Raw genomic sequence first — 15,753 nt, forward strand, 5'->3', positions numbered from 1 at the left:
GCGTGGGCCCGGTGACTGCATCGCAGTGGCGGCCGGACGATGTGGTCGGGGCCCGGCTGGGCCATCAGCAACTCCGGGCCCCGTTCGCCGCCAACGCAGCAGAGGTTGTCCGCAACCTCCTCGCCGTCCAGGCCCAGGAGTTCCCCTACGCCCGGTGGACGGTGGCACAGCGCGCGGCCAGTGCCACCGCCGCTGACGTCGAGGCGCTGGTGGCTGATGGGATTGTCCTGCGGACCCACATCCTCCGCCCCACGTGGCATTTTGTGCATCGGGATGATCTTGGCTGGTTGATGGCCCTGTCTTCGGAGCGGCTCCATTGGGGCAACAAGGGCATGTACCGGCAGACCGGCGTCGATGGGGAGAGTGCCGGACGCAGCGCCGCTGTGCTGGCTGCAGCCGTGGAAGGCGGTGCGCACAAGACCCGCGAGGAACTTGGCGCGGCCATGGAAGAAGCAGGCCTGCCCGGCAAGGGACTGGCGTTCGTGTATCACCTGATGCACGCGGAGATCAGCAGGGTCCTCGTCAGCGGAACCCCCGTCCGGTCCCCCGGGGGCGCACTCAAGCAGACCTACGCCTTGTTTTCGGAGCGGGTTCCGGATGTTGGTCCGGCAGATCTTTCGGCCGAAGGGCGCGACGAGGCCTTGGGACGGCTGGTGCTGCGGTACTTCAGCAGCCGTGGACCGGCCACCGTCAAGGATTGCGCAGTGTGGTCGGGACTGACCATGAAGGACGTAAAACGCGGCTTGCAGGTGGCCAGCGCGCTGTCTTCGGGAACGCTGTCCATCGTCAGGATCGACGACGTGGACTACTACGTGGACGCGGGGTTCGCCAGCGCTGCGAACGATGACCGGAGCTTTTCCGCACCGGACCCAGGCGCCGGCTATCCCCGCGTGGACCTCATCCAGTGCTACGACGAGTACGTGATGGGCTATTCCCAGTCGCGGCACTACCTCGGCGGCACTGCGCCCTATTTTCCCGAGGACAACGGCCCCATGCACGTAGTGCTCCTGGACGGGCGCCTGGCCGGTTGGTGGCGGCATCACTTCGCCGGCGGAGGGTGCGACGTGGAGGTCCGCATGAACCGCCCCGCCACCCCCGAAGTACAGGCCGCCCTGGAAGCCGAAGTGGACCGTTACGGGCGGTTCCTGGGAATGAGAACCAGGCTGGTCTGACGCGACGGGGCTAAGCTGGGATAGGACCTAGGAGGGCTCCACTGTGAACAATCTGATCTTCTGGATCATCGTCTGCTCATGGGTGATTCCAGTTGGAATCCGCATGTACAACCGGTCCAAGGCGCGCCGAATCCATAACGACGGCTTCCGTGGCTACCCGCCGCAGAACCTGCCCGGGCCAGGCTACCCGCCGCAGAACTACCCCGGCCAGGCCTATCCCCCGCAGAACTACCCCGGGTACCCGACGGGACCAGCCGACATCCGCCCGGCTGATGCAACGCCGCCGGAGGTACCGCCGTCGGGCGCTTCACCACAGGTGCCGCCCCCGCCAAGTGGAGGCTCTGCGCCGCAGGGCTACCGGGCGCGGAAGCTCGCAGAGCTGGACGCGAAGTTCAGCAACGGCGAGATCGCCATGGAGGACTACATGAAGCAGCGCGGCGAGATCATGAACGGCTGAGGTCTTCGGCAAAGAAGGCTGCGCCCAGCTGGCCCGCGAGCTGGCCGATCTCCGTGAGGAAGCCGTCGTGCCCAATGGGGGCTTCGATGATGTGGACCGGGACGTCGCCCGGCAAGGCTTCGGCGAGTTCGTGCGACTGTGCCGGGAAGTAGAGCCGGTCGGAGTTCACGGCCGCCACAAAAAACTGTGCCGTGGCCCGGGACAACGCTTCCTTGAGCGGGCCGCGTCCCCGCCTGACGTCGTGGGACATCAGGGCCTCGGTGATCGCAATGTAGCTGTTGGCATCGAAGCGGCGCACCAGCTTGGTGCCCTGGTGGTCCAGGTAACTCTCCACCTGGTAGCGCCCCCGCTCCCCCAGCACGGCGGCGGCCAGCGGTTTCTCCTGCGGCTGCGCTTCCCGGCCGAAGCGGAGGTCCAGCTCCAGCGCGGAACGGTACGTGATGTGGGCAATCCGCCGCGCCAAGGCAAGGCCGGTTTCAGGTGCCGGGCCATGGTAGTAGTCGCCGTTGTTGAAGTTCGGATCCTGGCGGATTGCGAGCGTCTGTGCCTGCGCAAACGCGATCTGCTCCGCGGTGCTGTAGGCACCTACGGAAATCACGGCGCAGCGCTCTACCCTGTCCGGGAAGGTCACCGCCCATTCCAAGGCGCGCGCCCCGCCCATCGAGCCGCCCAGCACTGCATGCCACTGCCGGATCCCCAAGGCGTCGGCGAGCCGGGCTTCGGCCACTGTGCTGTCGCGCAGGGTCACCAGCGGGAAGCGGGAGCCCCAAGGCTTGCCGTCCGGGGCTTGCGACGACGGCCCGGTGCTGCCGTAGCAGCCGCCCACGATGTTGATGGAAATGACAAAGAACCTGTTGGTGTCGATCGTTGCGCCCGGGCCAACCAGCTGCTCCCACCAGCCCTCCTCGTCCGAGGCGCCGCGTGCAACGTGCGTACTACCCGTGAGGGCGTGCTCCACGAGGACGGCGTTTGAGGCGTCGGCATTGAGCTTGCCCCAAGTCTCATAGGCCAGGACAACGTCCGGGAGAAATCCGCCGGCTTCCAGCTCCAGGGAACCCACCCGGGCGTATTTGACGGTTCCGTCCTGTTCTTCCGATGTGGGAAGGGATGTGGCAGTAATGGTCATTCCTTTGACACCTAAACCTCGCGCTTGCCCGCCGCCGTTATTGCGGCAGGCCAGGTCCTCACCCGGGGCACCCCACCGCGGAGGAGGGTTGCCGGCCAGCAAGCCGGGGCTGATCGCTGGCACTCATGACCTAACACCTAGAGTTTAGGAAGAGAACGGCCGTTCTGGCGAAGAATGTGACAGCAGTATGACGGTTCAGGGCGTTTTAGTTCACGAATGCGCACGTGACGGGGCCGCCCGGCGAAGAATCCTCAGTCCGGGCGGCCCGCCGCGACGCACGTCAGGCGGGGTCAGGCACCCTTTGCCGCGCGGAATCCTGCCTCGAGGTCGGCAATGATGTCATCGATGTGCTCGATTCCCACGGACAGGCGGACGAGGCCCGGGTTCACTCCGGCAACGGCCTGCTGTTCAGCGGTCAGCTGGCTGTGGGTGGTCGACGCAGGGTGGATGACCAGGGAACGGACATCACCGATGTTCGCCACATGGGAGTGCAGTTCCAAGGCATCGACGAAGCGCTTGCCGGCTTCGACGCCACCCTTGATGGTGAAGGCAACAACGGCTCCCGTGCCGCGGGGACCGTACTTGCGGCCACGGTCGTACCAGGGGCTTGATGGCAGGCCCGCATAGGCGACCGCTTCGACGTCGTCACGGGCTTCAAGCCATTCGGCCACCTTGGTGGCGTTGGCCACGTGACGCTCCACCCGCAGGCTCAAGGTTTCCAGGCCTTGGGCAATGAGGAAGGCGTTGAACGGCGATACTGCGGAACCGAGGTCGCGCAGCAACTGGACGCGGGCCTTCAGGATGTAGGAAAGGTTGGCGCCGAGGGCGCCGTCCTTGCCGAGGTCCCGGGCGTAGACCAGGCCGTTGTAGCTGGGGTCGGGGGTGTTGAAGTTCGGGAAGCGCTCCGGGTCCTGGCTGAAGTCGAAGTTTCCGGAATCCACGATTACCCCGGCAATGGCAGCACCATGACCACCCAGGTACTTGGTGGCCGAGTGGACCACAATGTCCGCACCCCACTCGATGGGACGGATCAGGTAAGGCGTGGAAAGCGTGTTGTCCACGATCAGCGGGACACCCGCTTCATGGGCAACCGCGGCGACGCCTTCGATGTCCAGCACGTCCTGGCGGGGGTTGGATACAACTTCGCCGAAGAACAGCTTGGTGTTGGGCTGCACGGCGTTGCGCCACTGCTCCAGGTTGTCCGGATCCTCGACGAAGGTCACGGAAATACCGAACTTCTTCAGGGTGTGCGCCAGGAGGTTGTAGGTTCCGCCGTACAGGCTGGGGCTGGCCACCACGTGGTCACCGGCCTCGGCGATGTTCAGGATCGCGAAGGTCTCCGCCGCCTGGCCCGAGCTGAGCAGCAGGGCCCCGAGCCCGCCCTCAAGGCTGGCAATGCGCTGTTCCACTGCGTCCTGGGTGGGGTTGCCAATGCGGGTGTAGATGGGAGCCAGTTCCGCCAGCGCGAACCGGTTGGCGGCACTCTCCGCGCTGGGGAACACGAAGGAAGTGGTCTGGTAAATCGGCAGCGAGCGTGCACCGGTTGCAGCATCCGGCTCCTGGCCGGCGTGGATCTGGCGGGTTTCGAAAGACCATCCCTGGGACATGACGTGGCTCCTCTTCGTAGCGCATGGGTTTAGTAACGGGGAGTGCTTGGAACTGCGGCCAGTCTAGGAAGCCGGCACGGAATTACCCACCTTTATGACGAAGACAGTATTTTTCGGTCTTTCCGCGACGGGACAGGGCCGGGGTCGGTGCCCGGCCTCAGGGCACACCGTAACATCCCACCTTAGTTAGGCAAGACTTAGCTGAGACCCGAATCACAAAGTGCCAAGATGAAGCCATGCGCATGGATCACGTCTCTTACGCTTGTGAAAAAGATGGCCTCCTGGCCACTACCGAACGAATTTCCGCAGCACTGGGAGTGGACGCAGTCCGGGGCGGAGTGCACCCCCGCTTCGGCACCCGGAACATGATCATTCCCCTGGCGGACAGCAAATACCTTGAAGTCGTGGAGGTCCTGGACCACCCCGCTTCGGATAAGGCACCCTTTGGCCAGGCAGTCCGGGCACGCTCGGCAGCCGGCGGTGGATGGATGGGCTGGTGCGTCGCCGTTGACGACCTTGCCCCGTTCGAAGCACGCCTCGGCCGCTCCGCAGTCCCGGGCAACCGCAAGTTCCCGGACGGCCGCGAACTGGTGTGGCAGCAGATCGGCATCCTCGGCTTGATCGCCGACCCCCAGGTGCCGTACATGCTCAAGTGGGAAGGCGACCCGTCCCTGCACCCGTCCAAGGTCTACGAGAGCGACGTCAAGATGTCCAGCCTCACCATTGCCGGTTCCGCAGAGCGCGTGACCGAGTGGTTGGGTGAACCCGTGGAGAAGCCGCTCGAGGACGTCGCCGTCCAGTGGATGGCACCGCACGGAACCCCCGGCATCATGTCCGTCACTTTCGAAACCGCCGCAGGAGCCGTCACCATCTGACGCTGTTCCACACAATACTTCGGCCGCCATCAGCGGGTGCCAATGACGTCACCCACCGATGGCGGCCGAATACCTTTAAGGGGCGGGTCCGGGCTTCCAGGCCCACAGGCCTCCCGGTCCTACGCCTACCCGGTCAGCCCAGCCCTACGGCCTTCCCGAAGAGGCTGAAGCCCACGAATGCCACAATGTCCAGCAGCGCGTGGGCTATCACCAGCGGCATCACGCGCTTGGTCTTGGTATAAAGCCACGCGAACACCAGGCCCATGACGACGTTGCCGATGAACGGACCGAACCCTTGGTAGAGGTGGTAGCTGCCCCGCAGCAACGCGCTGACCACGATTGCCGCGGCTGTGCTCCACCCGAACTTGCCGAAACGGTCCAGCAGGTAGCCCACCACAATGACTTCTTCGACGATCCCGTGGCGGATGGCGGAGAGCACCAGCACGGGCACGGTCCACCAGTACGTGTCCAAGCCGCTGGGAATGATTGCCGTGGTGATGCCCAGTGCCCGGCCCGCGGCATACAGGCCCAGGGACGGAATCCCGATGGCCGCAGCCAGGCCGAGGCCTTGCAGCGCATCCTTGCCTGGCCGGGCGAAGTTGAAGCCAAGACGGGCAAATGCTGATCCTCCCGAGGCATGGAGGGACAGGAAGTAGAAAACCAGGACCACCGGCACCAGGGCGAACAGGATGTCCAGCAATTGGTAGGTGAGGTCGAAGTACTCGCGCGTGCTTTGGGACCTGTTGAGCGTCGAGGTTGCCTCCGACAACGGCGCCCTGGTCATCTTGTCCAGGAGCTGGACCACCGAATACACGGCAGACTGGCCCAGCGAAAGACCCAGAACAATGAGTACTTCGGCGCGCAGGCGGCGTCGTGAGGCTAGGAGCATGTTCCTATCTTGCCTTCAGATCCTGTTGCTTCCCCGGGAGCGGTCAGTCCGCAAGGTGCGTGGCGGCGACGATGACCTCGGTTCCCTTGGCTTCAAACGCCGCGCGGTCTGCGGGCTTGATCCCGGAGTCCGTAATGAGGTGCCGGAACTCGTAGCCGGCCATCGCGGCAAAGGCCCGGTGCCCCACCTTGGAGGAGTCAGCGAGCACGTAGGACTCTGTGGCCCTCCCCGCCATGACCGTATTCACCATGGCTTCGCCCTCGTCGGTGATGGTGGGTCCCAGCTCCGGGTCCACGCCGTTGACGCCGATGAACGCGATGTCCAAGGCCACTTTCTGCATGATGACATCCGTGTAAGGTCCCACGAGTTCATAGGAACGCGGATTGAGGATCCCGCCGGTCACCATGATCTTAATGTGGGGACGCACTGCCAGTTGCGCGGCGATGTTGATGGCGTTGGTGACCACCGTGAGGGTGGGCCGGTTGGAGGGGGCGTTGAGGTCCTCCCTGGTGGAGAGGATCTGGGCCAAGGCCGTGTTGGTTGTTCCCCCGCTGAGCCCGATGACGGCGCCGGGCCCTATCAGCTCGGAGGCCGCCTGGGCGATCGCCTGCTTGGCCTCGGCGTGGTCGTCACGGTTGTAACGGCCCGGAAGGTCATAGGCAACAGAGCCCGTGGTCGCCCCGCCCCTGGTCCGGCTCAGCAGGCGCTGCTTGGCCAGGCTGTCCAGGTCCCGTCGCGCCGTTGCCGGCGACACCCCGAGCCGGGTCACGATGTCCTCGACCTCGATCCGGCCGGACTCGGCCAGGAGGTCCAGGATGGCGGTCAACCGGTCGGTGCGGGTCATGACTAGCCTTTCACGGTCCGGCTATTTCGCCTTGGCGAACAGCGTGAGCATACGAGCAGATTCCAACACCAAGGCGTCCCGCCCTGCCTTGATGTACTTTCGGGAATCCACCACTGCTGGGTTGGCATCGAGGTACTCACGGACGGCGCGGGTAAAGAACCCGTTCAAATGTGTGGATACGTTGATCTTAGTCATACCAGCGGCAATAGCCGCTACGAGCATCTCGTCTGTGACGCCGGAGGAGCCATGCAATACCAAAGGCTTCCCGACGGCGGACTTCAGTTTGGTGATCAGGTCCAGGTCAAGGACGGCGCGGCGTTCGGTCATGGCATGTGAGGAGCCCACCGCCACGGCCAAGGCGTCGACGCCGGTCGCGGCCACGAACGCTTCGGCTTCGGCGGGATCGGTGCGGACCCCCGGGGCGTGCGCGCCGTCCTTGCCTCCTACCTCACCCAACTCCGCCTCTACGTAGACCCCGCGTTGGTGCGCGTAGGCGGCCACGCGCCTGGTGACTTCCACGTTCCAGTCGTAAGGGAGATGGGCGCCGTCGAACATCACCGAACCGAACCCTAGATCCACCGCTTCCAGCGCCAGGTCCTCGGATTCAGCGTGGTCGAGGTGGACCGCAACGGGAACCGCGGCAGTCCGGGCAATGGCAAGTGCTGCCAGGCCGATTGCTTCGAGCCCGCCGTGGTACTTGGCGCAGTTTTCTGAAATCTGCAGGATGAGCGGCACCCCCGCCGCCTCCGCACCTCCCACCAGCCCCTCGGCCGTCTCCACGTGGATGACGTTGAAGGCGCCTTGGCCGGTTCCTGTGGCGGTGGCCCTGTCCATGAGTTCCCGGGTGTTGACCAGGGTCACGGGACCTCCTTCCATGTCACGATCAGTTGGTCTTGGAGTTCCGGGTACCGCGGCGAGATTTCGCCTGCGGCGGGCATGAGCACGGCCGCGGCGGACCATGCGGTGGCCCGGCGGAGGATTTCCCGCGGTTCGGTGATGCCTTCGGCGAGCGCGACGGCGGCAGCAGCCACACCGGCGTCGCCCGCCCCTGTGGGGTTGCCGCTGAGCGCCTCCGGCAGGCGGGCGCTCCAGTATCCGCCCGGGGCGGCGTGGTCGAAGGCGAGCATGCCGTCCGCGCCGGCGCTGACGAGGACCGTGCGGGCACCCATGTCGATCAGGGCGAGGGCGGCAGCTTCGAGGCTGGGCTCCCCGGTCGCTTCGGCAAGTTCATGATGGTTGGGTTTAAGGATGTCGGCGCCGGCTTTCGCAGCGGCGATGATGCCGGGACCGGAGGTGTCGATGATTGCCGGGATGCCGGCGTCGTGGGCCAGTCGCACCAGCTCCGGGTAGAAATCCGCGGGAGCACCCGGCGGCAGGCTTCCCGAACCGACCAGGACGGAGGCTGGCAGGTTGCGGTTGCCGCTCACGGCATCAACGACGGCGACCCGCAGTGAACGCCACTCGTCCGGCAAAAGGGCCTGGCCTTCCTCGTTGAAGATGGACGTCTCCCCCGCGACGGTATCCACCAGCGCTATACTGCGGCGGGTTTCGGCGGCGACTGCCACCAGCGTGTGCGGAACACCGCTGGTCCACAGTTCGGCCGCGAGTGTCTGCCCTGCCGCGCCACCTGTAGGTGCAATGGCGAGTACGGGGTATCCCAGCTGGTGGGCGACCCGGGCTACGTTGATGCCCTTGCCCCCCGCACGGCTCAAGGGCGTGGGAACCCGGTGGCTGGCACCCTCGGTGATCCCCTGCACGGTGTAGGTCATGTCGATGGCCGGATTGGCAGTCACCGTAATTATGCGGTTCACGCTGGCTCGTTTCATGGGGTGCCTCCCAGGAGGGCCCGGGCATTCAGGGCGGCACCGAGCAAACCGGCGTCCTGCCCCAGCTGGGCACGGATGAGTCGGGGCCTGCGCTGGAAGTCCAGGATGGCGTCCACCCGTTTCCGGAGTGGCTCGAGCAAGTCGTCGCCTGCTTCAGCCAGCCCTCCACCGACCACCACGGCTTCGGTTCCAATAATGTTCACGCATTGGCAGATAGTGAAGGCCAGGGCATCAACGGCATCAGCCCAGACACGGGCGGCAACTGCATCTCCGGCGTTTGCCCGGAGCAGCACACCGCGTGCACCGTCCACACGGATTCCCGATTCCCGGTGGTAACGCTTGGCAATCGCCCCTGCCGAGCCCACTGCTTCCAGGATGGTGGAGCCTGCGGCGTCGGGGTCCGGAACCTGGGCGTGGCCGAGCTCGCCGGCGAAACCGCCTGCGGTGACAGCCCTGCCACCCGAGAACACTGCTGCCGCAATCCCTGTCCCGACCACCATCACTACAACGTCGTTGAATTCCTTGGATCCGCCAAAGCTGTGCTCAACCGCGGCCGCGGAGCGGACATCGTGATCGAACGCAACGGGGATGCAAAGCCTTTTTGTGGCTTCGGCCGTGAAAGGGAAGTTGCGCCACCCAAGGTTGGCGGAATAGATGCCCACCCCCGCTACGGAGTCCACGATTCCCGGGACGATGATGCCTGCCGCTTTGGCGGGCGCTTCAGGAAATTCCGATGCCAACTCGGCTTTTAGCTCAGCAAGCCTGTCCAGGACGGCTTCGCCGGGTCGGGCAGGGTCCAACGGCGTAGGGACGCGGCGCATGCCCAGGACCTGCCCCTTGGCATCCACCACGCCGGCCTTGATGTCCGTCCCGCCAACGTCGAAACACAAGACCGCTGATTCTGCGGTTCCGAGAACCATGACCGGTTGCCTAGGCCGGGGCGTCGAGAATAACGGAGCGCGTCAGGTTTCGCGGCAGGTCCGGATTCAAGCCACGAACGCGCGCACGTTCCAAAGTGACCTTATGGACACGGACCAGTTCAGCCAGCGGATGCTTGTCCGTGTGGATATAAAGAGCGCCGGTGACGGCCATGTCGCTGTCCAAGCCTTCCGGCTGTGCACCGAACAACCACGTGACGCGGCCCGGTGCCGCGATGGAGATGGGGCCATGGCGGTACTCCATGGCGGGGTAGGACTCAGTCCACCCCTGCACGGCTTCGCGCATCTTCAAGCCGGCCTCGTGGGCCAGCCCCACTGTCCAGCCGGTGCCGAGGAAAGTGAATTGCTCTGCGTCCAGAAGTTCCCGGGAGACCGGCGCTGCCACGGCGCCACGGGCGTCATCAATTGCTTGCTGAACGTCGATGCCAAGGCTGGTGAGCATGTAGACCAAGGCCGTGGTGGCGAAGCGGGTCTGCACCACCGAGCGTTCATCGGCGTAGTGGAGGTCCACCACGGTGTCTGCCAGCCCGACGATCGGCGAGGAAGTGTCGCCGATGATGGCTACGGTGGGGACATTCCCCTGCAACTCAGCCAGAATGCCGAGCACCTCCGTGGTGGTGCCGGAGCGGGTGATGGCCACAACGGCGTCGTACTTCCGCCCGGGGCTGTTACTGTTCAGGAATGCTTCCGACGCGGCGAACGCGTCCGTCACGCCTTTGCCCGCGCTTTCCCTGGCAGCGGCATAGCTCTGGGCCATGAACCATGACGTGCCACAGCCAATGACGGCGACCCGTTTGCCGTCCCCCGGCAGCAACTGCTCGGTGCGGGCTTGTTCCATGGCGCGCTGCCAGACCTCGGGCTGGGAAACCAGCTCTTCTTCCATAAAGGCACCCAGCATGTTCTCGCTCATCGTCCGTTTCCGCCCCTGCTCATCTAATGACGTTTTCTGATCTATAGAAACACTAAACGATCATTTTCGATCTAACAAGGATCATTGGCGGGGATGGGACTGCCCACTCGGTGCGCATCGTCGGACAGCAGTCCGGAAAGCAAAAGAGGGGCTGCGTTCCACCCGGAACACAGCCCCTCTTTGTTGTACTTCTGAATCGTCCTCAAACAGCCTGCACGCCGGCCCGCCACACCGAATACGTCAACGGAATCCCGGGACGGTACGCCAAATGCGTAGCCGAAGGAGCCTTCAGCATGTGCAAATCCGCGCGATGACCGACGGCGAGCGAACCCACCGCCCGCTGACCGTCGACGTCGTTCCCTGACTCCCTGCCAAGCGCCAACGCGCCGCCGTATGTCGCCGCCCGGACCGCTTCATGGACGCTCAAGCGCATCTGCAGCACGGCCGTGGTGACACAGAACGCCATGGACGTGGTGTAGGACGTGCCGGGGTTGCAGTTCGCCGCCAGCGCGATCTGCACGCCCGCGTCGATCAACTCACGGCCGGGCGCCAAGGGCTGTCGTGTGGAGAGATCGCAGGCGGGAAGGCAGGTAGCCACTGTGCCGCGCGTGCCGGTACCGGTGGCCGGGTTCCAATGGGCCCACGTTTCGGCGAGCGCCAGCACATCCTTGTCCGAAAGGTAGTTCACGTGGTCCACGCTCGCGGCGCCGAACTCGACGGCCAGCGCCACCCCCGGCCCTTCGCCCAACTGGTTGCCATGGACGCGCAATCCCAAGCCCGCATCCTTGGCGGACTTGAGGACGCGCCGGGACTGGTCCTCGGTGAAAGCGCCCTGCTCACAGAAGACGTCCGCCCAACGGACATGCGGCAGGACGGCGTCGAGCATTGCTCCGCACACCAGGTCCGTATATTCCTCCGGGTCCGCACCTGCCGGCACCAGGTGCGCGCCAAGATAGGTGACCTCGTCCACCAGCTCCGCAGCGATGCGGGCACTGCGTTCCTCGTTCGCCACGTCCAGCCCATAGCCGGTCTTGCTTTCGAGGTACGTGGTCCCTTGGGAGACGGCCTCGTGGACCCGCTCCCTGACCAGGCCCGCCAGCTCGGCATCGCTGACACTGCGCGTGGCGCCCGTGGTCACGGCGATCCCGCCCGCGGTGTAGCTCTCCCCCGCCATCCGGGCTTCGAACTCCGCTGTGCGGTCCCCTGCGAAAACCAGATGGGAATGCGAATCGACCCAGCCCGGCAAGACGGCGCGGCCACCGGCGTCGACCCTTTCATCTGCGGCGGGAGCAGCGGCGCTGGACCCGATCCAGGAAATCCGCTCGCCTTCGAACACCAGAGCTGCGTCCTTCAAGACCCGGTGTTCCAGGTCCTGGGTCATCAGCTCCCCGATGTTGGTGATGAGTGTGCTGGCTGGGGTTGTTCGGCTCATGTCCCTATTGTTCAGCGCCGGATGGACCAGCGGACGGCAGCCAGCTGTTCAGCTGTCCGGGATTCCGGACTGTCCCCCATGATGATGGCGGTGGCCAGCTCGGCTATTGCCGAGGAGGTCTGGAAGCCGTACCCGCCCTGGCCGGCGAGCCAGAAGAAACCTTTGGCCTCGGCGTCGAACCCCACCACCGGGACGCCGTCAGCTGCTTCGGTCCGGAGGCCGGTCCATGATCGGTCCGTGCCCTGGATGCCCAGGGTGGTGACCGAATTCAGCACGCTGATCAGCTTGTCCACGTCGCCTGCATATGGTTTGGCGTCTTCGGCGCCGCTTGGCACATGCTCCGACGGCGAGATGAGAACCTGCTGACCTTCCGGGCGGAAGTAGAACGAATCGTCCGCGGCGCACACCATAGGGGTTTGCGGCGCGAGCGGTGTCTGCACGTTGACGATCGCCGCGGTCCGGCGGTAGGGCTGCAAGCCCAGTTTTTCCACGCCGCTGATGACGGCCAGTTCGTCAGCCCAGGCACCCGCGGCATTAACAACGACGGCGGACTGGAAGGCCTCGACGCCGGCGCCCACCTCCCAGCCGCTTCCCAGTCGCTGTGCGGAATGGACCCGCGCGCCGGTGATGATGTCGACGCCGGCAGCCTCGGCCTTTTGGCGGTGGTCCTCGAGCAACAGCGGGGCATTACAACCGAAGGAGCCGCTGTCCAGTCCGGCTGCAGTGAAGGAATCCGGCTTGAGGACGGGACACAATTCGAGCGCCTCGGCGTGCGGAATCGGCGTCATGTTCCCGCTCGCCTCGGCCCGAACGGTTTCCTCATCGCCCACCAGCATGAAGCTGCGCGGCGTCAGGACGGGTTCCGGAGCGTCGTCGTCCCTGGCCTTCAAGAGTTCCAAGGTCCGCATGGTCAGTTCCTGCACCACCGGCGGGCCATAGCTGGGAATCAGCTGGCGGGCGGATCTGGAGGACGTATGGAAGGCCAGCTCCTGCTCCGCTTCCAGGAGCGCCACCGAACACTTCCCGGCCAGCACCGAAGCGAGGGACAAACCGGCGATTCCGCCGCCAACGATCACAACGTCATAAATCGAAGCCATGGGACCATCCTCTCTCACATCCCACCCCAAAACCCCCACCGCTCTATCACATCCCACCCAAAACCCCCACCGCTCTGCCACATCCCACCCCAAAACCCCCATCGCTCTATCACTCTCCTGAAGAAAGCTGGGAGCGGCGGGACCTGACAGAGGAACGCCAGAAAGGCGACGGGACGTGACAGAGGAATGCCAGAAAGGCGACGGGAAGTGATAGAGGGACGGGTGGGGCGTTTAGGCGACGGCGACCGCGGCGCGACTCTTGACGAACGCCTGAACGCAGGCTTCGACGTCGTCCGTGCTATGGGCGGCAGAAAGCTGGACGCGGATGCGGGCGGCCCCCTTGGGCACGACGGGGTAACTGAAGGCAGTCACGAAGACGCCGTTGTTGAGCATCTCGTCGGCAATACGGGCCGCGACCACGGCGTCGCCGAACATGACCGGGATAATAGCGTGTTCGCCGTCGAGCAGCTCGAAGCCTTCCTCGCTCATCCGGCGGCGGAACAGCGCGGCGTTTTCGAAGAGCTTGGTGCGCAGCTCCCCCGAGCCCTGAACGAGCTCGATCGCATTGATGGTTGCCGCAACGATCGCCGGGGCAAGCGAGTTGGAGAACAGGTAAGGGCGTGCCTTTTGACGGAGCATCGCCACGATTTCGCCGCGGCCGGAAACGTAACCACCGGAGGCGCCACCCAGTGCCTTGCCGAACGTGCCCGTGTAGATATCCACGCGCCCGGAAACCCCGGCGTGCTCCGGCGTGCCGGCACCAGTGGGGCCCATGAAGCCGACTGCGTGGGAGTCATCCACCATGACCAGTGCGTCATGCTTCTCGGCGAGGTCGCAGATGGCCTCGAGCGGGGCGAGGTAGCCGTCCATCGAGAACACACCGTCGGTGACGATGATCTTCCGCCGCGAACCGGAGGCTTCAAGCAGCTTGGCTTCAAGGTCAGCCATGTCCCGGTTGGCGTAGCGGAAACGCTTGGCCTTGCTGAGGCGGATGCCGTCGATGATGGACGCGTGGTTCAGGGAGTCGGAAATGATGGCATCGTCCGGCCCGAACAGGGACTCGAAGACACCGCCGTTGGCGTCGAAGCAGCTGGAGAAGAGGATGGTGTCCTCGGTGCCCAGGAACTGCGAAACACGGGCCTCGAGTTCCAGGTGAAGGTCCTGGGTTCCGCAAATGAACCGCACGGAAGCCATGCCGAAGCCGCGCTCGTCCATTGCCGACTTGGCCGCGGCAATGATGTCCGGGTGGTCGGCCAGGCCCAGGTAATTGTTGGCGCAGAAGTTCAGGACCTGGTTGGCCGGCTGCCCCAGCTGGCCCGCTGCGATGTGGCTGGCCTGCGGCGAATCGATGTGGCGTTCGGTCTTGAAGAGTCCGGCGCTCCGGATCTCGTCAAGTTCGGCCTGCAGTTGGTCTTTGATGGCTGAATACATGGTGCTCCTCAGTCTTTCCGGGGTCGAATGCGGTGCGGGGCGGTTACAGTTCAGTCCAGTCAAGGACCACTTTGCCGCCCACACCGTTGCGGGCGATCTCGAAGCCCTTCTCCCACTCGGTGGCGGGCAGCTTGTCCGTGACGACGGCGGAGATGCTGCGGTGCAGTACGGGGTTGGAAGAGAGCATGGCACTCATCGCGTACCAGGTCTCGAACATTTCACGGCCGTAAATGCCCTTGAGGGTGAGCATGTGGGTGACAACCTTGCCCCAGTCGATGTCGATGGATTGGCTCGGAAGGCCAAGCATGGCGATGCGTCCGCCGTGGTTCATGTTGTCGATCATCTCAGGCAGTGCCGTGGGGTGTCCGGACATTTCGAGCCCGATGTCGAAGCCTTCGCGCATGCCCAGTTCCTGCTGCGCTTCACGGACGCGCATCTTGGAAACATCGACGGCGAGGTCCACGCCCATCCGGCGGGCCAGCTCAAGCCGCGGAGCGGACACGTCCGTGATGGCAATTTTCCGGGCGCCAGCGTGGCGGGCGACGGCGATGGCCATGAGGCCGATGGGCCCGGCACCGGTAATGAGGACGTCCTCGCCCACCAAGGGGAAGCTCAGCGCGGTGTGTACGGCGTTGCCGAAGGGATCGAAGATGGCGCCGAGTTCAGGGGTAACGGACTCGTCGTGGTGGACCCAGACGTTGGTTTCCGGGATAACGACGTATTCGGCGAAGGCACCATCGCGCTGCACGCCGACGGAAACAGTATGAATGCACATCTGGCGGCGTCCGGCACGGCAGTTGCGGCAGATTCCACACACCACGTGGCCTTCGCCGGAGACCCTGTCCCCTACTTTGACGTCGCGGACGGCCTCGCCGATTTCCACTACTTCGCCGTAGAACTCGTGGCCGGCGATGAGGGGCGTTTCGATGATGCCCTGCGCCCAGGCGTCCCAACTCTGGATGTGGAGGTCGGTGCCGCAGATGCCGGTGGTCATCACACGGATCTTGACATCGCCGGGACCCGCCTGGGGCTCTGGACGTTCGACGAGTTCGAACCCTGCGTGTGGTCCGGATTTGTAGAGAGCCTTCATGGAATTCCTCACTGCCAGGGCTGCTTCGCTGCTGCTGACTTCTATTAGAGCCTCGCCAA

At 64.8% G+C, this 15,753-nt stretch carries 15 protein-coding genes and 1 riboswitch; of the genes, 3 read left to right on the top strand and 12 right to left on the bottom strand.

The annotated features are described in order from the left end of the window. The first annotated feature begins 11 nt into the window (after positions 1-11). Both HMI59_RS14420 and HMI59_RS14425 read left to right on the top strand, forming a co-directional pair. Positions 12-1,172, top strand: a complete 1,161-nt coding sequence (locus tag HMI59_RS14420) for a winged helix DNA-binding domain-containing protein (protein ID WP_193591677.1) — start codon at positions 12-14, stop codon at positions 1,170-1,172. A 43-nt stretch (positions 1,173-1,215) separates the two neighbouring features. Beyond that, positions 1,216-1,629 (top strand): hypothetical protein, encoded by a 414-nt coding sequence (locus HMI59_RS14425; protein WP_193591678.1) that lies wholly within the window; start codon positions 1,216-1,218, stop codon positions 1,627-1,629. On the opposite strand, the gene HMI59_RS14430 is transcribed toward HMI59_RS14425, so the two are convergent. Together HMI59_RS14430 and HMI59_RS14435 are read right to left on the bottom strand one after the other, a co-directional pair. Further along, entirely contained in the window at positions 1,616-2,755 is a 1,140-nt protein-coding gene (locus tag HMI59_RS14430; protein ID WP_193591679.1) for a homoserine O-acetyltransferase, read from the bottom strand. The two genes, HMI59_RS14425 and HMI59_RS14430, sit on opposite strands and share 14 nt — an antisense overlap. Positions 2,756-2,770: 15 nt before the next feature. Continuing rightward, positions 2,771-2,886: riboswitch (SAM riboswitch) on the bottom strand. A gap of 159 nt (positions 2,887-3,045) precedes the next feature. After that, on the bottom strand, positions 3,046-4,362 hold the full coding sequence (locus HMI59_RS14435; RefSeq protein ID WP_062095884.1) for a bifunctional o-acetylhomoserine/o-acetylserine sulfhydrylase: 1,317 nt from the start codon (positions 4,360-4,362) through the stop codon (positions 3,046-3,048). Between the two features lie 236 nt (positions 4,363-4,598). Here HMI59_RS14435 and HMI59_RS14440 point away from each other — a divergent pair, with 236 nt between their 5' ends. Then, entirely contained in the window at positions 4,599-5,237 is a 639-nt protein-coding gene (locus tag HMI59_RS14440) for a VOC family protein (protein WP_021472547.1), read from the top strand. A gap of 133 nt (positions 5,238-5,370) precedes the next feature. Here the strand turns inward: HMI59_RS14440 and HMI59_RS14445 are convergent, their stop codons facing one another. The 10 genes from HMI59_RS14445 to tdh form a co-directional block, all read right to left on the bottom strand. Further along, positions 5,371-6,126: a CPBP family intramembrane glutamic endopeptidase gene (locus HMI59_RS14445; protein ID WP_062095882.1), complete on the bottom strand. Its 756-nt coding sequence runs from the start codon at positions 6,124-6,126 to the stop codon at positions 5,371-5,373. Between the two features lie 43 nt (positions 6,127-6,169). Further along, positions 6,170-6,970, bottom strand: coding sequence for a DeoR/GlpR family DNA-binding transcription regulator (locus HMI59_RS14450; protein ID WP_021472545.1), 801 nt, complete (start codon positions 6,968-6,970; stop codon positions 6,170-6,172). A gap of 21 nt (positions 6,971-6,991) precedes the next feature. After that, positions 6,992-7,846: a class II fructose-bisphosphate aldolase gene (locus tag HMI59_RS14455; protein ID WP_193591680.1), complete on the bottom strand. Its 855-nt coding sequence runs from the start codon at positions 7,844-7,846 to the stop codon at positions 6,992-6,994. Beyond that, complete coding sequence (locus HMI59_RS14460; protein WP_193591681.1) at positions 7,828-8,796, bottom strand: 1-phosphofructokinase family hexose kinase; 969 nt, start codon at positions 8,794-8,796, stop codon at positions 7,828-7,830. Before HMI59_RS14460 ends, HMI59_RS14455 begins: the two co-directional genes overlap by 19 nt. Next, positions 8,793-9,716, bottom strand: coding sequence for an ROK family protein (locus tag HMI59_RS14465; protein WP_166187803.1), 924 nt, complete (start codon positions 9,714-9,716; stop codon positions 8,793-8,795). The genes HMI59_RS14460 and HMI59_RS14465 overlap by 4 nt, the downstream gene beginning before the upstream one ends. A gap of 10 nt (positions 9,717-9,726) precedes the next feature. Further along, positions 9,727-10,644: an SIS domain-containing protein gene (locus HMI59_RS14470; protein ID WP_193591682.1), complete on the bottom strand. Its 918-nt coding sequence runs from the start codon at positions 10,642-10,644 to the stop codon at positions 9,727-9,729. Between the two features lie 202 nt (positions 10,645-10,846). Next, on the bottom strand, positions 10,847-12,076 hold the full coding sequence (gene hutI, locus HMI59_RS14475; RefSeq protein ID WP_193591683.1) for an imidazolonepropionase: 1,230 nt from the start codon (positions 12,074-12,076) through the stop codon (positions 10,847-10,849). An 11-nt stretch (positions 12,077-12,087) separates the two neighbouring features. Beyond that, on the bottom strand, positions 12,088-13,173 hold the full coding sequence (locus tag HMI59_RS14480) for an FAD-binding oxidoreductase (protein ID WP_193591684.1): 1,086 nt from the start codon (positions 13,171-13,173) through the stop codon (positions 12,088-12,090). A 231-nt stretch (positions 13,174-13,404) separates the two neighbouring features. Then, entirely contained in the window at positions 13,405-14,604 is a 1,200-nt protein-coding gene (locus HMI59_RS14485; RefSeq protein ID WP_193591685.1) for a glycine C-acetyltransferase, read from the bottom strand. A gap of 43 nt (positions 14,605-14,647) precedes the next feature. Continuing rightward, positions 14,648-15,694 (bottom strand): L-threonine 3-dehydrogenase, encoded by a 1,047-nt coding sequence (tdh, locus tag HMI59_RS14490; RefSeq protein ID WP_021471366.1) that lies wholly within the window; start codon positions 15,692-15,694, stop codon positions 14,648-14,650. Positions 15,695-15,753 lie beyond the last annotated feature (59 nt).

Origin of the sequence: Paenarthrobacter sp. YJN-5 (assembly GCF_015040095.1) — a bacterium.
GTDB classification, from domain to species: Bacteria; Actinomycetota; Actinomycetes; order Actinomycetales; family Micrococcaceae; genus Arthrobacter; species Arthrobacter ureafaciens.